Source organism: Pseudomonas sp. HS-18, assembly GCF_020401845.1.
Taxonomy (GTDB): domain Bacteria; phylum Pseudomonadota; class Gammaproteobacteria; order Pseudomonadales; family Pseudomonadaceae; genus Pseudomonas; species Pseudomonas nitroreducens.
Genome location: NZ_CP084413.1, coordinates 5,887,960 through 5,909,271, shown reverse-complemented (window position 1 = coordinate 5,909,271; position 21,312 = coordinate 5,887,960). Strand labels below are relative to the sequence as shown.

21 protein-coding genes are annotated in these 21,312 nt (G+C 64.8%); 14 read left to right on the top strand and 7 right to left on the bottom strand.

Annotation, left to right across the window (positions count from 1 at the left end; translation table 11 throughout):
- The first annotated feature begins 95 nt into the window (after positions 1-95).
- The 3 genes from LDJ84_RS27480 (at position 96) to LDJ84_RS27470 (ending at position 2,025) form a co-directional block, all read left to right on the top strand.
- Complete coding sequence (locus LDJ84_RS27480) at positions 96-926, top strand: EamA family transporter (protein ID WP_084358668.1); 831 nt, start codon at positions 96-98, stop codon at positions 924-926.
- 100 nt (positions 927-1,026) lie between these two features.
- A complete protein-coding gene (locus LDJ84_RS27475; RefSeq protein ID WP_024764168.1) occupies positions 1,027-1,413 on the top strand; it encodes an MAPEG family protein in 387 nt (128 codons plus the stop codon).
- Positions 1,414-1,557: 144 nt separating this feature from the next.
- Positions 1,558-2,025 carry a c-type cytochrome gene (locus LDJ84_RS27470; RefSeq protein WP_065327936.1) on the top strand — a complete coding sequence of 156 codons (468 nt, stop codon included), beginning with the start codon at positions 1,558-1,560 and terminating at the stop codon, positions 2,023-2,025.
- A 59-nt stretch (positions 2,026-2,084) separates the two neighbouring features.
- Here the strand turns inward: LDJ84_RS27470 and LDJ84_RS27465 are convergent, their stop codons facing one another.
- On the bottom strand, positions 2,085-2,483 hold the full coding sequence (locus tag LDJ84_RS27465; RefSeq protein WP_169887123.1) for a DUF1090 domain-containing protein: 399 nt from the start codon (positions 2,481-2,483) through the stop codon (positions 2,085-2,087).
- Positions 2,484-2,632: 149 nt separating this feature from the next.
- Between LDJ84_RS27465 and LDJ84_RS27460 the strand changes: the two genes are divergently transcribed.
- Positions 2,633-3,631, top strand: a complete 999-nt coding sequence (locus LDJ84_RS27460; protein ID WP_169887124.1) for an alpha/beta hydrolase family esterase — start codon at positions 2,633-2,635, stop codon at positions 3,629-3,631.
- On the opposite strand, the gene LDJ84_RS27455 is transcribed toward LDJ84_RS27460, so the two are convergent.
- A complete protein-coding gene (locus LDJ84_RS27455) occupies positions 3,628-4,374 on the bottom strand; it encodes a metallophosphoesterase family protein (RefSeq protein WP_169887125.1) in 747 nt (248 codons plus the stop codon). The genes LDJ84_RS27460 and LDJ84_RS27455 overlap by 4 nt on opposite strands.
- Positions 4,375-4,549: 175 nt before the next feature.
- On the opposite strand from LDJ84_RS27455, the gene LDJ84_RS27450 reads away from it, so the two are divergent.
- A complete protein-coding gene (locus LDJ84_RS27450; protein ID WP_024764163.1) occupies positions 4,550-5,854 on the top strand; it encodes a ferric reductase-like transmembrane domain-containing protein in 1,305 nt (434 codons plus the stop codon).
- Between the two features lie 5 nt (positions 5,855-5,859).
- On the opposite strand, the gene ligB is transcribed toward LDJ84_RS27450, so the two are convergent.
- The 3 genes from ligB to LDJ84_RS27435 form a co-directional block, all read right to left on the bottom strand.
- Positions 5,860-7,527, bottom strand: a complete 1,668-nt coding sequence (gene ligB, locus LDJ84_RS27445; RefSeq protein WP_226045618.1) for an NAD-dependent DNA ligase LigB — start codon at positions 7,525-7,527, stop codon at positions 5,860-5,862.
- Positions 7,528-7,676: 149 nt separating this feature from the next.
- Entirely contained in the window at positions 7,677-8,867 is a 1,191-nt protein-coding gene (metK, locus tag LDJ84_RS27440) for a methionine adenosyltransferase (RefSeq protein ID WP_024764161.1), read from the bottom strand.
- 17 nt (positions 8,868-8,884) lie between these two features.
- Entirely contained in the window at positions 8,885-9,886 is a 1,002-nt protein-coding gene (locus LDJ84_RS27435; protein WP_024764160.1) for an ArsR/SmtB family transcription factor, read from the bottom strand.
- Between the two features lie 225 nt (positions 9,887-10,111).
- On the opposite strand from LDJ84_RS27435, the gene tkt reads away from it, so the two are divergent.
- The 9 genes from tkt to LDJ84_RS27390 all read left to right on the top strand — a co-directional run bounded on the left by tkt (position 10,112) and on the right by LDJ84_RS27390 (position 18,218).
- On the top strand, positions 10,112-12,109 hold the full coding sequence (gene tkt, locus LDJ84_RS27430) for a transketolase (RefSeq protein ID WP_169887127.1): 1,998 nt from the start codon (positions 10,112-10,114) through the stop codon (positions 12,107-12,109).
- A gap of 59 nt (positions 12,110-12,168) precedes the next feature.
- Positions 12,169-13,215 carry an erythrose-4-phosphate dehydrogenase gene (gene epd / locus LDJ84_RS27425; RefSeq protein WP_024764158.1) on the top strand — a complete coding sequence of 349 codons (1,047 nt, stop codon included), beginning with the start codon at positions 12,169-12,171 and terminating at the stop codon, positions 13,213-13,215.
- 28 nt (positions 13,216-13,243) lie between these two features.
- Entirely contained in the window at positions 13,244-14,407 is a 1,164-nt protein-coding gene (locus LDJ84_RS27420; RefSeq protein WP_169887128.1) for a phosphoglycerate kinase, read from the top strand.
- Positions 14,408-14,493: 86 nt separating this feature from the next.
- On the top strand, positions 14,494-14,688 hold the full coding sequence (locus LDJ84_RS27415; protein WP_169887129.1) for a hypothetical protein: 195 nt from the start codon (positions 14,494-14,496) through the stop codon (positions 14,686-14,688).
- Between the two features lie 141 nt (positions 14,689-14,829).
- The gene (locus LDJ84_RS27410; protein WP_065327929.1) at positions 14,830-15,165 is read left to right on the top strand and encodes an MliC family protein; all 336 of its coding nucleotides are present in this window, start codon (positions 14,830-14,832) and stop codon (positions 15,163-15,165) included.
- Positions 15,166-15,285: 120 nt separating this feature from the next.
- The gene (fba, locus tag LDJ84_RS27405; RefSeq protein WP_024764154.1) at positions 15,286-16,350 is read left to right on the top strand and encodes a class II fructose-bisphosphate aldolase; all 1,065 of its coding nucleotides are present in this window, start codon (positions 15,286-15,288) and stop codon (positions 16,348-16,350) included.
- Between the two features lie 102 nt (positions 16,351-16,452).
- Entirely contained in the window at positions 16,453-16,866 is a 414-nt protein-coding gene (locus tag LDJ84_RS27400; protein ID WP_065327928.1) for a hypothetical protein, read from the top strand.
- Between the two features lie 37 nt (positions 16,867-16,903).
- Positions 16,904-17,674, top strand: a complete 771-nt coding sequence (locus tag LDJ84_RS27395) for a class I SAM-dependent methyltransferase (RefSeq protein WP_065327927.1) — start codon at positions 16,904-16,906, stop codon at positions 17,672-17,674.
- Positions 17,675-17,723: 49 nt separating this feature from the next.
- Complete coding sequence (locus tag LDJ84_RS27390; RefSeq protein ID WP_054911084.1) at positions 17,724-18,218, top strand: YgjP-like metallopeptidase domain-containing protein; 495 nt, start codon at positions 17,724-17,726, stop codon at positions 18,216-18,218.
- Here LDJ84_RS27390 and LDJ84_RS27385 read toward each other — a convergent pair.
- Both LDJ84_RS27385 and LDJ84_RS27380 read right to left on the bottom strand, forming a co-directional pair.
- The gene (locus LDJ84_RS27385; protein WP_065327926.1) at positions 18,212-18,679 is read right to left on the bottom strand and encodes a hypothetical protein; all 468 of its coding nucleotides are present in this window, start codon (positions 18,677-18,679) and stop codon (positions 18,212-18,214) included. The genes LDJ84_RS27390 and LDJ84_RS27385 overlap by 7 nt on opposite strands.
- Positions 18,680-18,855: 176 nt before the next feature.
- Positions 18,856-21,288: a penicillin-binding protein 1A gene (locus tag LDJ84_RS27380; protein WP_065327925.1), complete on the bottom strand. Its 2,433-nt coding sequence runs from the start codon at positions 21,286-21,288 to the stop codon at positions 18,856-18,858.
- Positions 21,289-21,312 lie beyond the last annotated feature (24 nt).

Sequence of the window (21,312 nt, the reverse complement as noted above, 5' to 3'; positions counted from 1 at the left end):
GGAGGCAGGTGGAAATGTCCGAAACAGCCAGCGCTTGCCCGGCATGGGGTGGCTCAGGGTAGAATTGATCTGGTCTATACCAGGAGTTCGTTTTCGTGCTTGCCACTACCCTGGTGCTGCTGGCCGCCCTGCTGCACGCTACCTGGAACACCCTCGTCAAGTTCAGCAACGACCGCCTGCTGGTGGTTGCCTGCATGGACATGGTCGGCCTCGCCGCCGCGCTGCTCCTGCTGCCCTGGATCGAGATTCCTCCTGCCGAAGTCTGGCCCTGGCTGCTGGCCGCCGTGTCGTTGCAACTGGTCTATCGCGTGCTGCTGATCCAGGCCTACAAGGTCGGCGACCTGGGTTTGGTCTATCCGCTGATGCGCGGGCTGTCGCCGCTGGTGGTGCTGGCGCTGACCCTCTACTTCGGCGGCGAGCACCTGACCGGCAAGCAGATCCTCGGTATCCTGCTGATCCCGGTCGGCATGCTGTTCCTGCTCAAGGGCGGCGGCGGCTCGAAGCTGCCGTGGATCGCCTATCCCACCGTGCTGCTGATGGGCCTGTGCATCGGCAGTTACACCTGGACCGACGGCAACGCGCTCAAGCTCTGGCCCAAGCCGCTGGACTACCTGGTTTGGCTGTCGCTGCTGTCGGGCCTGCCATTTCCGCTGGTGGCGCTGTGCGGGCGCACCCGAGCCTTCGCCAAGTTCTGGATCAACGACTGGAAGCTCGGCCTGAGCGTCGGTTTCTGCGTGCTGCTCAGCTACGGGCTGGTGCTCTGGGCCATGCAGCTGGGCTCCATCGCCGAGGCCGCCGCGCTGCGCGAGACCAGTGTGCTGCTGGTGGTGCTGTTCGGCATGCGCTTCCTCAAGGAACCCTTCGGCCTGCCGCGTCTGGCGGCGTGCAGCCTGGTGTTGGCGGGCATGCTGGTGATGAAACTCTGAGGATTGGCTCGCGCTACGGAGCAACCCGCCAAGCCGGTCAAGGACGCGGCGCACGGCCATGGCCTAAGCTGCGGCCTTTCCCCTCGACGAGAGTTCCGCCATGCCCATTGCCTTCTGGTGCGTCCTGATCGCGATCTTCCTGCCTTACGTCGGCACCAGCATCGCCAAGTTCACTGGCGGCGGCTTCGGCCCCCGGCAGAACCACGACCCGCGCACCTTCCTCGCCAGCCTGGAGGGCTATCGCAAGCGCGCCAACGCCTTCCAGATGAACAGCTTCGAGGTGACCCCGGCCTTCGCCGCGGCAGTAATCATAGCTTACGTGGTGAACAATGCCGAACCCGCCACCATCGACCGCCTGGCCATCGCCTGGGTCACCAGCCGCCTGCTCTACCTGATCTTCTACATCGCCGACCTGGCGATGCTGCGCTCGCTGGCATGGTTCCTCGGCATGGCGTTGATCATCGCGATCTTCGTCGTTTCCGCCTGACCCGAGGCTGCCTGAACGGCAGCTGAACGAATGGCACGGCGCTGCGGCGGATGGCCGCAGCGACCGGCACGCGGTCTGGATCATTCGGGGAACCGGGCGGATAATCCGGCGCTTCCGTGTCTGGCCGTCCTACAAGAGTCCCCCATGAAGTTGAAGACCCTGCTCGTTCTGCTGCTGGCCGGTACCGCGCTTGCCGGCTGCCATCGCCTGGACCCCAACTCGCCGGAGTACAAGCGCCAGGCGGTGTTCAAGGAGATGCTCAAGACCAGCGAGGACATGGGCGGCATGTTGCGCGGGCGAATTCCCTTCGACGCGGACAAGTTCCGGAGCAATTCGACCAAGCTGGGCGAACTGGCCGACAAGCCCTGGCAGTACTTCCCCACGACCCAGCCGCCAGCTGACAAGGTGGAAAGCGACGACACCCGCGCCAAGGCAGAAATCTGGCAGCGCCAACTGGAGTTCCAGGCCGACGCCAAGACCTTCGAACAGGCCGTCCGCGCCCTGGGCGAAAACACCCGCAATGCCGCGCCGACGCCTGAAGGCGTGCGCAAGGACTTCGCCGCGGTGGAAGACGCCTGCGAAGCCTGCCACAAGAAATTCCGCGCGCTCTGACGGGCGCTTTCTTGTAGGGTCGAGCTGACTCGCGAACGAGCCAGTTCGATCCTACAGGTTCACTCCTCCAGTTCGCGCTTGGCCTGCTCCAGTTCGGCGCGGGCTTCGGCCAGCTTGTCCTTGCGCTTCTCGATCTTCTCGGCGTCACCCTTGTTCATCGCCTTGCGCAGGTCCTTCTCGCGCTGGGCGACTTCCTTCTCCGCGTCCAGCACATTCTGCTTGCGCTCCTGCGTAAGGCTGGCGTCGGTGCAATAGGTCTTCACCTTCTCCAGGGCGGTCTGCAGGCCGGCGATGCGGTTGCCGTTGCCTTGGGCCTTGGCCTGTTCGAGCTGGGTTTCGAGAGCGGCGCGCTTGGCGGCGCAGCCGGTCAGCGGTTGCCCGGACGCCTCGGCGGCGAGTAGCGGGCTGGCGCAGCCGAGGGCGAGAACGGCGGCCATCAGGGCAGAGCTTCGGAACATTTTCGGAGTCCTTGGTTACCAAACACTATGACGTTGGAGTCAACGGCTAGAGTTTGCCATGGACGGGAGCGCCAGGGGCTGCCCCAGGGCAATGCCTCCGAATCTGGCCCGGACTCGCAAGGCCCGCCGGGCGGGCAAGGAGAAGCGGTATGCGGGTGGCGATGCGGATCGTGCAGGGGCTCATCGCGCTGCTGGTACTGGCGCTGCTGGTGGGCGGTTGGTGGTACGTGCCCGGCGAGCTGATGCAGCGACCAACGCTGACCGGCAGCAGTGAGGATGCCTCGCTGCGCCAGGGTCAGCGACGCCGCAGCTACGTGCTCTACGTGCCGCAGAAGTTGGCCGAGCGCCCGGCGCTGCTGGTGGTGCTGCACAGCTCGCAGAGCAACGGCGAGCGCATGCGCCGCGACAGCGGCTACCGTTTCGACGCGTTGGCAGATCGCGACGGTTTTCTGGTGCTCTACCCCGATGGTTTCGAAGGCCATTGGAACGACTGCCGGCGGGTCGCCTCCTACAGCGCCCGGCAACTGAACATCGATGATGTCGGCTTTCTCTCGGACATGATCGCGCGCCTGCAGCGCGAGCGCGGCGTCGATCCCGCGAGGGTGTTCGTCACGGGCTATTCCAATGGCGGGCAGATGGCCTTGCGGATGGCGGCGGAAGCGCCGGACAAGGTCGCTGGCGTCGCCGCCGTGGCTGCCAGCCTGCCGAGCGCCGACAACGACGCCTGCCGTCCCGCCGAGCAGCCCAGGGCGGCGTTGTTGATGAATGGCACGCGGGACCCCATCAATCCCTACGCGGGTGGCCGGGTCACGCTGTTTGGCTTCGGTGATCGCGGCAACGTGCTCTCTGCCGAGGACTCTGCTCTTGCACTGGCGCGGCGCAACGGCCAGGGAGGCGAGCCGCAGGTGGATAAGCTGACCCTGCCGGGGCCGGTGTGGACGCAGCGCCAGCGCTGGGCTGCCGGCGACGGGCCGCCCGTGGAGCTGGTGACGGTGTTTGGTGGAGGGCACCTGATTTCGCAGCCGCTTTACCGGCCGCCGCGCATGCTTGGCCAGGTCGACCCGCAACTGGATGGGCCGGCTGAAATCTGGCGGTTCTTCAGCGAGCTATCACCTGGCGAGCAGCCACATAGCGGGCAGCCGTTCTAGAGTTCGATCACCCGACAGGGATCGAAACCGCTGTCCTCGCCGGGGTAGGCGCCGGGGTTGGTGACGATGCGACCCCGGCCGACGTGGTAGTCCAGGCATTCGTGAACGTGACCGTGGATCCACAGGTCACAGCGCTCGACCAGTGATTCCAGGTTGGAAGCGAAGGCCGGCGACAGCGCATCGCCCACGTAATGCGGAGGAATCGAGCGCGCGCTGGGTGCGTGGTGGGTGACCACCACCGTGGGCCCGGCAAAGGGCTGTGCCAGTTCCGCCTCCAGCCACCGACAGGTCGACGCGCAGATATCGGCGCTCATGCCTGGGGTGAAGGGTTGGGCGAAGTAGTCGATCGTACGGAAGTCCGGCATGAGTAACTGGGCCTGCTCGTAGGCCAGTTCCGACGCATGCGCGCCATAGAGCTGAAAGTCGGTCCACAGCGTGGCGCCAAGGAAGCGTACGCCGCCCAGGACCACGGCGTCCTTTTCCAGAAAGTGAATATTCAATGCCTGCGCCAGATTGCGCATGGCCTGGGTCAGTTCGGGCAAGTCTGAGTGATAGAACTCGTGATTGCCGGCGACGTAGATGATCTCGCTATCAGGAAATTCCTCGCGCGCCCAGTGCAGCCCCTGCAAGTGTTCGTGGATATCTCCGGCAAGTACGACGATGTCCGACACAGTCTGCGGCAATTGGCGATAACCGTTGGGAAAGTGCTCGTGATGGAGGTCGGAAAGAACGCGAAGGCGCATGGTTGTTTTTATATTTGCCGTAGGAAAGTGCCGAGCATAACGAAGGATGATGCGTTTGACATGGATCATGGCATCACCGGTACGACCCTAAAGGCCCTTCGAAATTAAGGGATAATTCAGAGGAACCCTTCAGCTTCCATGTGGGTGCACTAAGTCAGTGCTCCAAGGAGAAGTCATGAAACTCATCTGGATCGTACTGTTGGCCGTGGCGGCCACCTTTGGCCTCGCCCTGTTCGTCGACCCGCCGGCGACGCTGGATATCTGGGTCGTGCGCAAGCAGGCCATTCTCTTCACTGGCGTCGCGTCATTCGCGCTGATGTCGCTGATCATGCTGCTGGCGGTGCGCCCGGTGTGGCTGGAGAAGCCCCTCGACGGCCTCGACCGCATGTACCGCGCGCACAAGTGGGCGGGCATCCTGGCCATCGTGCTGGGCCTGCTGCACTACCTGATGGAGCTGGGTGGGCCGCTGCTCGCCGAGTTCATCGCCAAGCCGGCCAAGGGGCCGAGGGTGGAAACCTTCCTCGACGTATTCCGCGGCTCGGCCAAGGACCTGGGCGAGTGGTCGGCCTGGTTGCTGGCGGCGATGCTGGTCATCACGCTCTGGCAGCGCTTCCCCTATCACTTGTGGCGCTATGTCCACAAAACCCTCGCCGTGGTCTATCTGGTGCTCGCCTTCCATGGCGTGGTGCTGGCGCCGGCGGGCTACTGGGCGCAACCGGTCGGCTGGCTGGTGGCACTCTGCGCCGCGGTGGGCAGCCTGTGTGCGCTCTGGTCGCTGACCGGGCAGATCGGCCGCCGGCGCACCCATGAGGGTGTCGTGGTGGCGGTCGACCGCCCAGGCGAGCGAATGCTGGAAGTGACCTGCAAGCTGCAGGGGCGTTGGCAGCACCGTGCCGGGCAATTTGCCTTCCTCACCTGCAATCGCCTGGAAGGCCAGCATCCCTTCACCATTTCCAGCGGCGACCTGGGCAACGGCGAAGTGCGTTTCAGCATCAAGGCATTGGGGGACTACACACAGCGCCTTCAGGATGGACTGAAGGTGGGAGACCCGGTGAAGGTGGAAGGGCCGTACGGCCGCTTCGACTTCCGCCGCGACAAGGGCGAGCGGCAGGTCTGGATCGCCGGTGGTATCGGCATTACACCCTTCCTGGCGTGGCTCGACTCACTGCAGGCGCGGCCGGATGACAGCCCGGAGGTGACGCTGCTGTACTGCGTGCGCTCGCCGTCCGATGCCATCTATGCCGGCCGCCTGCGTGAGTTGTGTGCGAAATTGCCGCGTATCGATCTGCGTGTGCATTACAGCGAGAGCGAAGGTTACCTGCAGGCAGCCGATCTGGGTCTGCAGCCCGGTGTAGGAGGGCGGTGGCCGAGCGTGTGGTTCTGCGGCCCGCAGGCGCTGGCCGAACTGCTGCGCCGTGACCTGCGCCGCCAGGGCATGCCGGGCAACCGCTTCCACCAGGAAGCCTTCCAGATGCGCTGAGGCGCTCAGAAACCGGCAACGCCGAGGTCGTGCAACTGCTCGCGCAATTGCACGACTGCCGGCGCTTTGAAGAAGGCTTCCAGTTGTGCCGCGCGCACCTTGCCTATGCCTGGTTGCATCTGCCACTGCACTGCGTCGCGGGCGGCCAGCGCGGGCCAGTCGTCTCCCGCGGGATGGGCGTTGGGGGACGGTGCACCCAGGGCACGCAGCCAGGTAGCGAACGATCGCCGGCGAGCGAGCTGGAACTGCTGGTGCAGACTCGCTGCACTTCGCTCACCGAGTCCGGGAACCTGGCTCAGTTGCTCTGGCGTCAGCGTCATCCAGGCGAGTATTCCCGTCAGCAGCCCGGCTTCGTGCAGCTTGCTCCAGGTGCCCGGTCCGACACCGGCTAGCCCCAGCCCGCTCTTTCCGCTGAGCCACTCCAGGCGGGCGAGGAACTGTTCCTCGCAGCCCTCGATGGGCTGCCAGCAGGAGAGGGCGTTGAACTGGCCGTCTTCTGGCGCGGCTATTTTGGGGCGATTCGGCGAGCGCCAGACCACGCCGTCCAGGCGAGGAATGGTCAGTCCGGCGAGGGCGATGGCGACCTGGTCGCCAGGGCGGATGTCCAGGCTGCGCCAGCGCTTGAGCGAGCCGACGCCGACGCGCTGGATGGTTCGTCCATCCAGCTCTACCGGGGCCAGATGCAGCACAGGTGTCACCCGGCCACTGCGGCCGACCTTGAACGCCACGCGACGAACCTCCGCCAGTGCCTGTTGATGTGGATACTTCCACGCCACCGCCCAGCCCGGCGCCTGTGCACTCCAGGCCTTGCCCGGTGGCCGGCGGCCCTGGCGGATGACAATGCCATCGCTGGCGAAGGGCAGCGGCTGGCGATACCAGCGTTCGCGCCAGGACTCGATTTCAGATTGCCCTGCCACCGGCACGGTCAGGTCGGCGCTGTCATCGAATCCCAGCTGGCGCAGTCGTGCCAAACGATCCGGCATTTTCACCGGACCCTCCGGCAGCTCCCAGACGAACAGACCGATCTGTGTGCCTTGGTCGCCCAAATCCTTGCGGGCCATCAGGCCGGCGACCTTGCCGCGGGCACCCGAACCGCCCTGCAACGCTTGCACATGCTGTGGCAGTCGCCAGTACAGCTCGCCTTGCAGTACTAGATCGCCTGGTTCGCCGGGTAACTGCCTGGGGATAGCATCGATTCGTTGCGCGTTGGCGGTCCAGTCCTGCCCGGCGCTGCCGTCGCCGCGGCTGATTGCCTGGATGAAGCGACCGTCGCGGTAGATCAGCGTGACCGCTACGCCGTCGACCTTAGGTTGCGCCCAGAGATCGGAGCGGTTGGCCAGCCAACTGCGCACGGCCGAGGCATCGGGAAGCTTGTCGAGGCCGGTGTGGGGGAAGGGGTGGCGAATCGTCCCCGCGCTGCTGGCCAGCGGTGACTCGGGGGCAACACGGACTTGAGGGAGGCAGTCCCGCCACTGCGCCAGTCGTTCGCGTGCCTGGTCGTAAAGCTCATCGGCCACGGGGGACTTTCCGTCCCGGTGGTAGGCGTCATCCCACTGCGTCAGCTGCCCGCGGAGTGCCTCGATCTGTCGAGGCACCTGCTCGGACGGCCAGTCGGGGCAGGCACGAACGGTAAGAGGAAGGCAAAGCAGCAAGGTGATGACGAGGCGGAGCATGGCGAGAGACCGTGCAGTGGAAACCCGCAAGGCTAGGAGCCGAAAGCGGCGATTGATGCCGGAATGAGCGTGGATTTTTCGCCAAGGCTTGTGGGCGATCAGAAACGAAAAAGCCCCGCCGAGGCGGGGCTTTTTCCTGCTACCGGGCCTTACAGGCCGGCGGCATCACGCAGGGCGGCAGCCTTGTCGGTGCGCTCCCAGGTGAAGGCGGTGAAGGTGTCACCGTCGTAGGTCATTTCGAACGGGTTGCGACCGAAGTGGCCGTAGGCTGCGGTCGGCTGGTACATCGGGTGCAGCAGGTCGAGCATCTTGGTGATCGCGTACGGACGCAGGTCGAAGTGCTCGCGGACCAGTTGGATGATCTTGTCATCGCTGATCTTGCCGGTGCCGAAGGTGTTGATCGAGATGGAGGTCGGCTGGGCCACGCCGATGGCGTAGGACACCTGGATCTCGCAACGCTCGGCCAGGCCGGCGGCGACGATGTTCTTGGCCACGTAGCGGCCGGCGTAGGCGGCGGAACGGTCGACCTTGGACGGGTCCTTGCCGGAGAACGCGCCGCCGCCGTGACGGGCCATGCCGCCGTAGGAGTCGACGATGATCTTGCGGCCGGTCAGGCCGCAGTCGCCCACCGGGCCACCGATGACGAAGTTACCGGTCGGGTTGATGTGGAACTGGGTGTCCTTGTGCAGCAGTTCGGCCGGCAGCACCTGCTTGATGATCAGCTCCATCACGCCTTCGCGCAGGTCCTTGTAGCTGACTTCCGGGTTGTGCTGGGTGGACAGCACGATGGCGTCGATACCGACGACCTTGCCGCCTTCGTAGCGGCAGGTGACCTGGGACTTGGCATCCGGGCGCAGCCACGGCAGCAGGCCGGATTTGCGGGCCTCGGCCTGGCGCTCCACCAGGCGGTGGGAGAAGCAGATCGGCGCGGGCATCAGCACGTCGGTTTCGTTGCTGGCATAGCCGAACATCAGGCCCTGGTCGCCAGCGCCCTGGTCTTCCGGCTTGGCGCGGTCGACGCCCTGGTTGATGTCCACCGACTGCTTGCCGATGATGTTCAGCACGCCGCAGGTGGCGCCGTCGAAGCCGACTTCGGAGCTGTTGTAACCGATGTCGATGATGACCTTGCGCACCAGCTCTTCCAGGTCGACCCAGGCGGAAGTGGTGACTTCACCGGCGATGATCGCGACACCGGTCTTCACCAGGGTTTCGCAGGCCACGCGGGCGTATTTGTCCTTGGCGATGATGGCGTCGAGCACCGCATCGGAAATCTGGTCCGCGATCTTGTCCGGATGGCCTTCGGAGACGGATTCGGAGGTGAAAACTGAGTATTCGCTCATCTAACGGTTCCTATCATTTACCGGTGGGTGAGGACGCTTCGCGAATCCGGTTTGGCGAAGTGCCGCACCTGGATCTGAAAGCCATTGCGTAAACCGATGTACACACTTTCGCCGGACGCGAGCCCGGCGGCGTCGGCCCAGCGGGCCAGGTCTTCCTGTTCGAACCCCAGCCAGAGATCGCCACAGGCCTCGCGGGCCCAGCTCTGGTCGTGGCTGCAGAGTTCGGTCACCAGCAGGCTGCCACCGGGTTTCACCAGGCGTGCCAGCTGCTTCATGGCCTCCGCCGGTGCGGCGAAGTGATGCAGCACCATGTTCAGCACCACACAGTCCGCCGCGTCGTCGACGTCCTGCAGGGCGTCGCCCAGCCGCAGCCGGACGTTGTTCAATCCATCGCTGGCGCAACGTTGCCGCGCCATTGCAAGCATGGTCTCGCTGTTGTCCAGCGCCGTGACCTGATCGAAACGCCGGGCCAGCTCGGGGAGAAACCCGCCGTCGCCGGGGCCGACTTCCAGCGCCGTGGCGCCGGCGGCGAAGCTCAGTGCATCGAGCAGCGCCAGTACGCTTTCGCGGTATTGCGGCAGTCCTGCGATCAGGTCCTGGGTCGCCTGGAACTTCTCCGCACTACGGGCGAAGTAGTCGCGGCTCACGGCGGCACGTTGGGCGTGTACGCCGTCGACCCGGGCGCTGACGTCATCGGCCAGCGCCAGTTCGTCCACTTCTTCGAGCAGCGCCCCGTGCAGCGTGCCGCCCAGGCTTTCACCCTGGGGCAGGGCGCGGCGATAGAAGATCGCGTTGCCTTCGCGACGGGTAGCGACCAGGCCGGCCTGGGCCAGCACCTTCAGGTGATGGCTCATGCCCGACTGACGTACGCCGAAGATATGCGCCAGTTCCAGTACGCCGAACGAATCGTTGGCCAGCACCCGCAGCACGTTCAGCCGCAGCGGGTCGCCGCCGGCCTTGCACAGGGCAGCCAACTGGTCGCAATCGTCGTGGCGGATTTCGGGCAGGCGCAGACTCATGGGTTGCGCAGTCTAGTCATGGCCTTCGGGGTCGGCAAGGGCTGTATCAAAAAGTTTTGATATTGCCGGATGAGTGGTTTTTGATCAGCCCACGGCGATAAACCGGTGCCCTGTGTCAGGCATCTGCCGATCTGTCATTGCCCCACAGGGCCCGGCTGGGCGAAAATACCGGCCTTTTTTCATTCCCTTCGATCTTTCGAAGCAGCCCCCGCAGGAGATTCAGCGATGCCCAGCCGTCGTGAGCGAGCCAACGCCATCCGCGCACTCAGCATGGATGCCGTGCAGAAAGCCAACAGCGGCCATCCTGGCGCCCCCATGGGCATGGCGGATATCGCCGAAGTCCTCTGGCGCGACTACCTCAAGCACAACCCGAGCAACCCGCAGTGGGCCGACCGCGACCGCTTCGTGCTGTCCAACGGCCACGGCTCGATGCTGATCTACTCGCTGCTGCACCTCACCGGCTACGACGTCACCGTCGATGACCTGAAGAACTTCCGCCAGATGCACTCGCGTACCCCGGGCCACCCGGAGTACGGCTATACCGCTGGCGTCGAGACCACCACCGGCCCGCTGGGCCAGGGCATCGCCAATGCCGTGGGCATGGCGCTGGCCGAAAAAGTACTGGCTGCGCAGTTCAACCGCGACGGCCACAGCATCGTCGACCACTACACCTACGCCTTCCTGGGCGACGGCTGCATGATGGAGGGCATCTCCCATGAAGTCGCCTCGCTGGCCGGCACCCTGCGCCTGAACAAGCTGATCGCCTTCTACGACGACAACGGCATCTCCATCGATGGCGAAGTCCACGGCTGGTTCACCGACGACACCCCGAAACGCTTCGAAGCCTACGGCTGGCAGGTGATCCGCAACGTCGACGGGCATGACGCCGACGAGATCAAGACCGCCATCGACACCGCCCGCAAGAGCGACGCGCCGACCCTGATCTGCTGCAAGACCATCATCGGCTTCGGTTCGCCCAACAAGCAGGGCAAGGAAGAAAGCCACGGCGCCGCCCTGGGCGTCGACGAAGTGGCCGCCACCCGCGCTGCGCTGGGCTGGAACCACGGCCCGTTCGAAATCCCGGCGGACATCTACGCCGAGTGGAGCGCCAAGGACAGCGGCGCCACCCGCGAAGCCGAGTGGAACAAGCGCTTCGCTGCCTACCAGGCCGCGCACCCGGAACTGGCCGCCGAGTTCGAGCGCCGTGTGGCCGGTGAGCTGCCCGCCGACTTCGCCGAGAAGGCTGCTGCCTACGTCGCCGACGTCGCCCTGAAGGGTGAGACCATCGCCAGCCGCAAGGCCAGCCAGAACGCCCTGAACGCCTTCGGCCCGCTGCTGCCGGAACTGCTGGGCGGCTCCGCCGACCTCGCCGGTTCCAACCTGACCCTGTGGAAGGGCTGTAAGGGTGTGAGCGCCGACGATGCCAACGGCAACTACCTGTTCTACGGCGTGCGCGAGTTCGGCATGAGCGCCATCATGAACGGCGTGGCCCTGCACGGCGGCTTCATCCCCTACGGCGCAACCTTCCTGATCTTCATGGAATACGCCCGCAACGCGGTGCGCATGTCCGCCCTGATGAAGCAGCGCGTGCTGTACGTGTTCACCCACGACTCCATCGGTCTGGGCGAAGACGGCCCGACCCACCAGCCGATCGAGCAACTGGCCAGCCTGCGCCTGACCCCGAACCTGGACACCTGGCGCCCGGCCGATGCCGTGGAATCCGCGGTGGCCTGGAAGTACGCCATCGAGCGCGCTGACGGCCCGTCCGCACTGATCTTCAGCCGCCAGAACCTGCCGCACCAGCCGCGCGACGCCGCCCAACTGGCCGATGTGGCCCGTGGCGCCTACGTGCTGAAAGACTGCGACGGCGAGCCGGAACTGATCCTGATCGCCACCGGCTCCGAAGTCGGGCTGGCCGTGCAGGCGTTCGACAAGCTCAGCGCCGAAGGCCGCAAGGTGCGCGTGGTCTCCATGCCGTCCACCAGCGTCTTCGACCAGCAGGACGCCGGCTACAAGCAGGCCGTGCTGCCGGTACAGGTCGGTGCGCGCATTGCCATCGAAGCGGCCCACGCCGACTATTGGTACAAGTATGTGGGCCTGGAAGGCCGCGTGATCGGCATGACCACCTTCGGTGAGTCGGCCCCGGCCCCGGCGCTGTTCGAACACTTCGGCTTCACCGTCGAGAACGTGCTGGAAGTCGCCGCCGAGCTGCTCGAAGCCTGACGAGCGCCTGAGCCTGCCGGGGTGCGTTACGCCCCGGCAGCGATCACCAAGGGATAACAATGTCCAAGCGCCCTTACCGAGTTGCCCTCAACGGCTACGGCCGTATTGGCCGCTGCGTGTTCCGTGCCCTGCACGAACGCGGCGCCAAGGCCGGTTTCTCCATCGTCGCGCTGAACGACCTGGCGGACCTGGCCAGCCTGGAATACCTGACCCGCTTTGACTCCACCCACGGCCGCTTCCCCGGCGAGGTGAGCGTGGCCGACGGCTGCCTGCATGTAGGCGGCGACTGCGTGAAGGTGTTCCGCGAAGCCGAACCCGAGGCGATCGACTGGCGCGCCCTGGACATCGACCTGGTGCTGGAATGCTCCGGCGTCTACAACACCCGCGCCGATGGCGAGCGCTTCCTCACCGCGGGTGCGTCGCGGGTGCTTTTCTCGCAGCCGATGGCCAGCGAGGCGGATATCGACGCCACCGTGGTCTTCGGTATCAACCAGCAAGAGCTCTCCGGCGCCGAGACGCTGGTGTCCAACGCCTCCTGCACCACCAACTGCAGCGTGCCGCTGCTCAAGCTGCTGAACGAGGCCGTGGGCATCGAGTACGTCTCGATCACCACCATCCACTCGGCGATGAACGACCAGCCGGTGATCGACGCCTACCACCACGAAGATCTGCGCCGCACGCGTTCGGCCTTCCAGTCGGTGATCCCGGTGTCCACGGGGCTGGCGCGCGGCATTGAGCGCCTGCTGCCGGAACTCGCCGGGCGAATCCAGGCCAAAGCCATTCGGGTGCCGACGGTGAACGTCTCGGCCCTGGACATCACCCTGCAGGTCTCCCGCGATACGTCCGCCGAGGAGATCAACCGCGTGCTGCGCCAGGCTGCCGCCGAAGGCCCGCTGAAAGGCCTGCTGGCGTACACCGAGCTGCCCCACGCCAGCTGCGATTTCAATCATGACCCGCACTCGGCCATCGTCGATGGCAGCCAGACTCGCGTTTCCGGCCCTCGCCTGGTGAACGTGCTGGCCTGGTTCGACAACGAGTGGGGGTTCGCCAACCGCATGCTCGACACCGCAGGGCACTTCCTGCACGTCGCCGCTACTGAACGTTAATCAAACAGCCCCTACAGGACTGACTGTCATGACCGTGTTGAAGATGACCGACCTCGACCTCCAAGGTAAGCGCGTACTGATCCGCGAAGACCTCAACGTTCCGGTGAAGGACGGTGTGGTCAAGAGCGACGCGCGTATCCTGGCCTCGCTGCCGACCATCAAGCTGGCCCTGGAGAAGGGCGCGGCGGTAATGGTCTGCTCGCACCTGGGCCGCCCGACCGAAGGTGAATTCTCCGAAGAGAACAGCCTGCAGCCGGTCGCCGACTACCTGTCCAAGGCCCTGGGCCGCACCGTGCCGCTGGTCAGGGATTACCTGGGCGGCGTCGAGGTGAAGCCGGGTGAAGTCGTGCTGTTCGAGAACGTGCGCTTCAACAAGGGCGAGAAGAAGAACGCCGACGAGCTGGCCCAGCAATACGCCGCCCTGTGCGACGTGTTCGTCATGGACGCCTTCGGCACCGCCCACCGCGCCGAGGGTTCCACCCACGGTGTAGCCAAGTTCGCCAAGGTCGCTGCCGCTGGCCCGCTGCTGGCCGCCGAACTGGAAGCCCTGGGCAAGGCGCTGGGTAATCCAGCGCGCCCGATGGCGGCCATCGTCGCCGGCTCCAAGGTGTCGACCAAGCTCGACGTGCTGAACAGCCTGGCGCAGATCTGTGACCAGTTGATCGTCGGTGGCGGTATCGCCAACACCTTCCTTGCCGCGGCAGGCCACAAGGTCGGCAAGTCCCTGTACGAGGCCGACCTGGTCGATACCGCCAAGGCCATTGCCGCCAAGGTCAGCGTACCGCTGCCGGTGGACGTGGTGGTTGCCAAGGAATTCGCCGAGACTGCCGTTGCTACCGTCAAGGACATTGCTGACGTGGCCGACGATGACATGATCCTGGATATCGGTCCGAAGACGGCGGCCCAGTTCGCCGAGTTGCTGAAGACTTCCAGGACCATCCTCTGGAATGGTCCGGTCGGCGTGTTCGAGTTCGACCAGTTCGGCGAAGGCACCAAGACCCTGGCCAAGGCCATCGCCGAAGGTTCCGCCTTCAGCATCGCCGGCGGTGGCGACACCCTGGCTGCCATCGACAAGTACGGCATCGGCGAGCAGATTTCCTACATTTCCACCGGTGGTGGCGCCTTCCTTGAGTTCGTCGAGGGCAAGGTCCTGCCGGCCGTCGAAGTGCTGGAACAGCGCGCCAAGGCCTGACCTGGGGCGTTGCCGGGCGACAGTAAAGCAAACCTCCGCGGCATCCTCGGGTCACAAGCCTTGTATGGATGCCAAGGAGAATGGTCATGCGAGTTGTCACCCCTCTGTTGTCGTTTTGCCTGGTTCTGGTGGGATGCGCCGGTGGCGGCGGAACGCCCAGTACCTGTGAAGTGATGAGCCCGCCCCCGGTCATGGTGCCTTCGGACCAGAACCGCGAGCGGGTGGAAAGCCAGAGCAGCGGCGATCCGACCCCTGACCAGAAGCCGGTGAACTGCCCCTGAGGCCTCGTCCGGCGGTCGGGTTCACGAACTGGCAGTGCCGCCCGCGCCCTGGCGTAGGCGGCACTGGCGTTCCTGCGGCGGGACGGGCAATCTGGCGCATTGGATATCCGGCGGCGCGTCCGTCCGAAGGAGAGTCGCCCGATGCTGCGTTATATCGTCCCGGCCCTGGCCCTATTGCTGGTGGCGGGCTGCTCGAGCCATTCGTCCGGCGGCAAGGCGGCTTCGGGTAGTGGCTGGAACCACTGGGTCTGCGACAGCAAGGCCGAGGTGCAGTGGCGCTACGTCGATCCCAGCAAGTCGGTGGTCGACCTGAAGCTGGGTGAGGACGACGTGGTCCATCACCTGGAAGAGGAACCCGGCGGTTCCGGCGCTTTCTATAGCGACGGGCTGATCGGCTTGAGCATCAAAGGCGACCAGGGTCTGGTCTACTGGGTCGAGAGCAACGACCTGATCGGCCGTGGTTGCAAGGCGCCCTGAGCGCCGATTGTCCGGCGTGCGCCGGAAGGCTTGAACACGGCCTGTCCCTGCGGCAGGCTTCCAAACATGTAGTTAAGGGGCTCGTGTAACCGAGCCTGACTTCTGGGAGAAGCGAAGACCATGGCACTCATCAGCATGCGCCAAATGCTGGACCACGCCGCCGAGTTCGGCTACGGCGTTCCGGCTTTCAACGTCAATAACCTGGAGCAGATGCGCGCCATCATGGAAGCGGCCGACAAGACCGATTCTCCGGTGATCGTGCAGGCCTCCGCCGGTGCCCGCAAATACGCCGGTGCGCCTTTCCTGCGCCACCTGATTCTCGCGGCCATTGAAGAATTCCCGCACATCCCGGTGTGCATGCACCAGGACCACGGCACCAGCCCCGACGTCTGCCAGCGTTCCATCCAGCTGGGCTTCAGCTCGGTGATGATGGACGGCTCGCTGAAGGAAGACGGCAAGACCCCGGCCGACTACGAGTACAACGTCCGCGTGACCCAGCAGACCGTTGCCTTCGCCCATGCCTGCGGCGTGTCCGTGGAAGGTGAGCTGGGCTGCCTGGGCTCCCTGGAAACCGGCATGGCCGGCGAAGAAGACGGCGTTGGCGCCGAAGGCGTGCTGGATCACAGCCAGTTGCTGACCGACCCGGAAGAGGCTGCGGACTTCGTCAAGAAGACCCAGGTCGACGCCCTGGCCATCGCCATCGGCACCAGCCACGGCGCCTACAAGTTCACCAAGCCGCCGACCGGCGACGTGCTTTCCATCGAGCGCATCAAGGAAATCCACAAGCGCATCCCCAACACCCACCTGGTGATGCACGGCTCCTCCTCGGTGCCGCAAGAGTGGCTGAAGGTGATCAACGAGTTCGGCGGCGACATCAAGGAAACCTACGGGGTGCCGGTCGAGGAAATCGTCGAAGGTATCAAGCACGGTGTGCGCAAGGTCAACATCGACACCGACCTGCGCCTGGCTTCCACCGGCGCCATCCGCCGCATGATGGCCGAGCAGCCGAGCGAGTTCGACCCGCGCAAGTTCTTCGCCAAGACCATCGTCGCCATGCGTGATATCTGCATCGCCCGCTACGAAGCCTTCGGCACCGCCGGCCATGCCTCGAAGATCAAGCCGATCTCCCTGGAAGGCATGTTCCAGCGTTACGCCAAGGGTGAGCTGGTGTCGAAGGTCAACTGATCTCGAGCCCGGTTCCCGCTCTCGCTCTGTTTCTGAAGAGTTGAAGAGTTGAAGAGCCCCGCCCTGCGGGGCTCTTTCGTATCCGCCAGAAGGAAATCGCCGATGTTGCGCGCCTTGTTTTCCGTCTTGCTGCTGGCGCTTCTCGCGGGTTGTTCGCTGTCCCCGGCACAGCCCCCCGCGCCAGCGCCCAAGCCGCCCGTGGATCTGCCCGTGGATGCGCAGAACTGCCTGACGCACCAGGAGTGCACGCTGAAGACCTCGCGCACCCTGCTGTTCGTCTTCGACTATGCCGAAGCGGGCGCCGCGCTGGTGGAAAATGAAAACCGCGTGCTCAGTACCCCGGAAAAGGCGCCGAAGAAGGGCTGGCCGGCGATCCGCATCCAGTTGGCCGATCCGGATGGCGGTCGCTTCGAGTTCTCCAGCGAATGCCGGCAGAAGCGCTGCCTTATCAAGGAATCGCGCCTGCTCAGCTGCTACCGTAGTTATCTGGACGGAAAAGCCTGCCGGTTCCGCTGAGCGCTGGTGCTCCGGCCGGACGGGCTCTGGAGGCACGATGACGGATGTACACGGCAGTGCGCGGGAGGGGTTCTCCCGCGAAGCTAAGACCTACGCCCACGGGCGTCCGGATTATCCCGACGAGCTGCTCGGCTGGCTCGGCGAAGAGCTGGAGATCGGCGCGGGCAGGAGCGTTGTCGATCTTGGCGCAGGCACCGGGAAGTTCACCACGCTACTGCTGCGCACGGGGGCGCAGGTCACTGCCATCGAGCCGGTGGCAGCGATGCGGGAGCAGCTCAGTGCGGCGCTGCCTGCCGTGAAGGCGCTGAATGGCACGGCACAGGCGATACCTCTGGCGGCAGAGAGCATCGATGCACTGACTTGCGCACAGGCCTTCCACTGGTTCGCCGACGCGCGGGCGCTGGAGGAAATCCATCGCGTCCTGCGGCCGGGCGGCCATCTTGGCCTGGTCTGGAACGTGCGCGACGAGCGGGTCGATTGGGTGGCCCAGGTGACGCGGATTCTCGAGCGCTACGAAGGCAGCACGCCGCGCTTCCACACCGGGCAATGGCGCCGCGCCTTTGCCGGGTCGCGCTTCGAGGAACTGCGGTTGCGCGAGTTCAGCTACCAGCACCTCGGCCCGCCGGAGCAGGTCATAGTCGCACGCACCCTCTCGGTGAGCTTCATCGCGGCGCTGCCTGACGAGCAGAAGCAGCGTGTCGCCGATCAGCTGCACGAGCTGATCGCCACGCACCCGGCGCTGAAAGGGCGCAGCGAAATTGCCTTCCCATACCGCACCGAGGCCTACAGCACCCGCGCGTTGGCCTGAACGGCGAATGCGGTAGACTGGCGGACGTTTTCTCCGCCAGTCGTTTCCCATGCAGCCGCTTCGCTATCTCCAGGCCTATCCGCCACAGCTCCAGGACCAGGTGCGCCAGCTCATCGAGCAGGACCGCCTCGGCGAGTATCTGGAGCGCCGCTACCCCGGTCGCCACGACGTGCAGAGCGACAAGGCGCTGTACAGCTATGCCATGGACCTCAAGCAGCAGTACATGCGCACTGCGCCCGCGGTGGACAAGGTGCTCTACGACAACAAGCTGGACGTGGTGCAGCGGGCGCTTGGCCTGAATACGGCGATCTCGCGAGTGCAGGGCGGCAAGCTCAAGGCGAAGAAGGAGATCCGTGTTGCCTCGTTGTTCAAGGAGGCAGCTCCCGAGTTCCTGCAGATGATCGTCGTCCACGAGTTGGCGCACCTGAAGGAGCGCGATCACAGCAAGTCCTTCTACCAGCTCTGCGAGCACATGCTGCCCGGTTATCACCAGCTGGAGTTCGACCTGCGCGTCTACCTGACCTGGCGCGACTTGCCTCAGTAGTAGAGGCGCCCGAGGTAGAACAGCCCCAGGCACCACGGCAGCAGCAAGGCGAGGCCCAGGTAACGCAGCGCTTTGCGCGGGCCGCGCTCGCCCTGGTTCAGCCAATGGATGCCCGCCAATATCAGTGCATAGACCGCCAGACCCGCCAGCAGCCACTCATATTGCTCCGTTGTGGGCGAAACCGGGCCGAGATGGGTGTGGGTCAGGTGCCACGCGCAAAGGATGATGGCCGGCACGAGCAGTAGCAGTGCCACCAGAACTCGCCCTGCGAGGCGCAGCAGGAAGGCGATGAACAGCCCGGCCAGGCCGGCGCTGGCAATCAGCACGGTGAACGCCTGGTCGAGGTAGACGAGGTCAGGCGCCGGCTCGAGTGAGCGTGGCTGTGCGAGCAGGCGCAACAGGGGCGCGCCGAGCAGAAGGACGATCAGGCAGAACAGCCAGCCAGTCAGAGGGCGCGGCATTCGAATCTCCTGATGAAGTTGCTGCGGGAAGCCCCTGACGTGCCGGATGGGGTCGGTCGCCTGGGGTTGTTCACCGCCGCAAAGCCCAGATTAATCAATGCTTTGGCTAAATGCCATGATTTTGTCGGGAATGATTCCCGAAAATGAGAAGGCCCCTCCTGGGAGGGGCCTTTCTGTCAGAACAGGTCTATCGGTGCTTCTTCATCCGCCGGCATACCGCTTTGGGGGGCGCTCCCTCCCGGAGCCAGCTCTCTCGTTGATGGCGGGGTATCCTCGTTCTTGAATAGCTCGAAGTACGCTCCTGGTGTGCCCGGTGGTGCCGCGCGTCCGGTGTAAGGGTCGATGCGCAGGCTGACCATGCCGGGCGGCTCGGGCAGCAGATGCGAAGGCTTGTCCTTGAGCGCCGCGCCCATGTAGCGCATCCAGATCGGCAGGGCCACGTTACCGCCGTACTCGGCGCGGCCAAGGCTTTCCGGCTGATCGAAGCCCACCCACACGGTGGTCATGAAATCGGCGTTGAAGCCGGAGAACCAGGCATCCTTCGACTCGTTGGTGGTGCCGGTCTTGCCTGCCAGATCGTCGCGCTTGAGCGCCAGCGCGCGGCGGCCGGTGCCGCGCTTGATCACGTCCTGCAGCATGCTGGTCATGATGTACGCGGTACGGGCGTCGAGGACGCGTTCGGCTGCCGCCGGTTCGATCGTGGTCCTGGCTTGGCTCGGGTCGTCATTGCCGAAGGCGTCGGTAGCGGCCGGTTGCGGCTGTGCCTGTACCTGCTCCCCGTCGTGGGGAATGCTGGGTGGGTTGGCCTGGTAAAGCACCTGGCCGTCGCGGCTTTCGATGCGCTGGACGATATAGGGTGAAACCTTGAACCCGCCATTGGCGAAGACGGTCCAGGCGCTGGCGATCTCCATCGGGGTCAGGGTCGCGGTTCCCAGGGCCATGGACAGGTTGGGCGGCAGGTCCTCCTTGTTCAGGCCGAACTTGCTGATGCAGTCGCGCGCGCGATTGACGCCCAGGGCTTGGAGAATGCGGATCGAGACCATGTTGCGCGACTTGTAGAGCGCTTCACGCATGGGAATCGGGCCGAGGAAAGTATTGGTGTCGTTCTTCGGGCGCCAGACCTTGTCCAGGTACTCGTCGTAGAACACCACCGGTGCATCGTTGATCAGCGAGGCGGCAGTGAAGCCGTTGTCCAGTGCGCAGCTGTAGATGAACGGCTTGAAGCTAGAGCCGGGCTGGCGACGGGCCTGGGTGGCGCGGTTGTAGTTGCTCTGTTCGAAGGAGAAGCCACCGACCAGCGCCATGATCGCGCCGTCCTGCGGGTTCAGCGACACCAGGGCGCTCTGAGCGGCAGGTACCTGGGTCAGGCGCAGCGAGCCGTCGTCCTTGCGTTGCACGCGAATTACATCGCCGGCTTGCACCACATCGCTGGGCTGGCTGGGCATGCGGCCCATGCTGTTGTTGCTCAGGTACGGGCGGGCCCACTTCATGCCGTCCCAGCTCAGGGCCTCTTCCTTGCCGTCGCGGGTCATGACCATGGCACCGCTTTTCTCGACCTGGACAACGATGGCCGGTTCCAGGCCGCCCAGCGGGCGCTGCTGTGCGATAGCCTGGCGCCAGGCGTCGCGGGTCTTGCCAGGCAGGCGGGTTTCGGGGCCGCGGTAGCCGTGGCGCTGGTCGTAATCCTGCAGGCCTTCGCGCAGGGCGGTATTGGCGTCTTCCTGCAGATCGCTGCGTACGGTGGTGTAGACGCGATAGCCTTCGGTATAGGCGTCGCCGCCAAAGCGGCCGACCAGCTCGGCGCGGGCCATCTCGGCGATGTAGGGGGCAGCCAGTTCCGGAGTCTGGACGTGGTAGGAAGCGCCGACCGGTTCCTGGATGGCTGCCTGGTAGCGTTGCTGGTCGATGAAGCCGAGCTTGAGCATGCGCTCGAGGATCCAATTGCGACGTTCCAGGCTGCGCGCGGCATTCGCCAGTGGGTTGTAGCGCGAAGGCGCCTTGGGCAGGCCGGCGATCATCGCCATCTGGGCCAGGCTCAAGTCCTTGATGGACTTGCCGTAGTAGACCTGGGCCGCGGCCTCGACGCCGTAGGCGCGGTTGCCCAGGTAGATCTTGTTCACGTAGAGCTCGAGGATCTCGTCCTTGGTGAGCGAACGTTCGATCTGCAGGGCGAGCAATATCTCGTTGATCTTGCGGGAGAAACTGCGCTCGTTGGTGAGGAAGTAGTTCTTCGCGACCTGCATGGTGATGGTGCTGCCGCCGGTCTGGATGTGCCCAGTCTTCAATAATTGCGCGGCAGCACGCATCAGGCTTTTGACGTCCACGCCATAATGGTTGGCGAAATTGTCATCTTCAGCCGATAACAGTGCGTGGGTGAAATCCGGGGGGATTTCAGCAAATCGAATCGGCGTTCGGCGCATCTCGCCAAACTCTGCTATCAATTTGTTATCAGCACTGTACACCCGCAGCGGCATCTGCAATCGCACGTTGCGCAAGGCCTCCACGGAAGGGAGGTTCGGGCTGAGGTACAGATAGGCGCCGCTGAAACTGAGCAGCACTCCACAAATAATGGTGACGCAAGTCCACCACAGAAACTTCAGCAGGCGCATCGGAAGGTCTTGGATTTCCAGAGA

What these genes read in the sequence shown, in the direction of transcription:
- LDJ84_RS27475 (WP_024764168.1), top strand. Translation starts at nt 1,027, where the DNA reads ATGCCCATTGCCTTCTGGTGCGTCCTGATCGCGATCTTCCTGCCTTAC.
- LDJ84_RS27470 (WP_065327936.1), top strand. Translation starts at nt 1,558, where the DNA reads ATGAAGTTGAAGACCCTGCTCGTTCTGCTGCTGGCCGGTACCGCGCTT.
- LDJ84_RS27465 (WP_169887123.1), bottom strand. Translation starts at nt 2,483, where the DNA reads ATGTTCCGAAGCTCTGCCCTGATGGCCGCCGTTCTCGCCCTCGGCTGC.
- LDJ84_RS27460 (WP_169887124.1), top strand. Translation starts at nt 2,633, where the DNA reads ATGCGGGTGGCGATGCGGATCGTGCAGGGGCTCATCGCGCTGCTGGTA.
- LDJ84_RS27455 (WP_169887125.1), bottom strand. Translation starts at nt 4,374, where the DNA reads ATGCGCCTTCGCGTTCTTTCCGACCTCCATCACGAGCACTTTCCCAAC.
- LDJ84_RS27450 (WP_024764163.1), top strand. Translation starts at nt 4,550, where the DNA reads ATGAAACTCATCTGGATCGTACTGTTGGCCGTGGCGGCCACCTTTGGC.
- ligB (WP_226045618.1), bottom strand. Translation starts at nt 7,527, where the DNA reads ATGCTCCGCCTCGTCATCACCTTGCTGCTTTGCCTTCCTCTTACCGTT.
- metK (WP_024764161.1), bottom strand. Translation starts at nt 8,867, where the DNA reads ATGAGCGAATACTCAGTTTTCACCTCCGAATCCGTCTCCGAAGGCCAT.
- LDJ84_RS27435 (WP_024764160.1), bottom strand. Translation starts at nt 9,886, where the DNA reads ATGAGTCTGCGCCTGCCCGAAATCCGCCACGACGATTGCGACCAGTTG.
- tkt (WP_169887127.1), top strand. Translation starts at nt 10,112, where the DNA reads ATGCCCAGCCGTCGTGAGCGAGCCAACGCCATCCGCGCACTCAGCATG.
- epd (WP_024764158.1), top strand. Translation starts at nt 12,169, where the DNA reads ATGTCCAAGCGCCCTTACCGAGTTGCCCTCAACGGCTACGGCCGTATT.
- LDJ84_RS27420 (WP_169887128.1), top strand. Translation starts at nt 13,244, where the DNA reads ATGACCGTGTTGAAGATGACCGACCTCGACCTCCAAGGTAAGCGCGTA.
- LDJ84_RS27415 (WP_169887129.1), top strand. Translation starts at nt 14,494, where the DNA reads ATGCGAGTTGTCACCCCTCTGTTGTCGTTTTGCCTGGTTCTGGTGGGA.
- LDJ84_RS27410 (WP_065327929.1), top strand. Translation starts at nt 14,830, where the DNA reads ATGCTGCGTTATATCGTCCCGGCCCTGGCCCTATTGCTGGTGGCGGGC.
- fba (WP_024764154.1), top strand. Translation starts at nt 15,286, where the DNA reads ATGGCACTCATCAGCATGCGCCAAATGCTGGACCACGCCGCCGAGTTC.
- LDJ84_RS27400 (WP_065327928.1), top strand. Translation starts at nt 16,453, where the DNA reads ATGTTGCGCGCCTTGTTTTCCGTCTTGCTGCTGGCGCTTCTCGCGGGT.
- LDJ84_RS27395 (WP_065327927.1), top strand. Translation starts at nt 16,904, where the DNA reads ATGACGGATGTACACGGCAGTGCGCGGGAGGGGTTCTCCCGCGAAGCT.
- LDJ84_RS27390 (WP_054911084.1), top strand. Translation starts at nt 17,724, where the DNA reads ATGCAGCCGCTTCGCTATCTCCAGGCCTATCCGCCACAGCTCCAGGAC.
- LDJ84_RS27385 (WP_065327926.1), bottom strand. Translation starts at nt 18,679, where the DNA reads ATGCCGCGCCCTCTGACTGGCTGGCTGTTCTGCCTGATCGTCCTTCTG.
- LDJ84_RS27380 (WP_065327925.1), bottom strand. Translation starts at nt 21,288, where the DNA reads ATGCGCCTGCTGAAGTTTCTGTGGTGGACTTGCGTCACCATTATTTGT.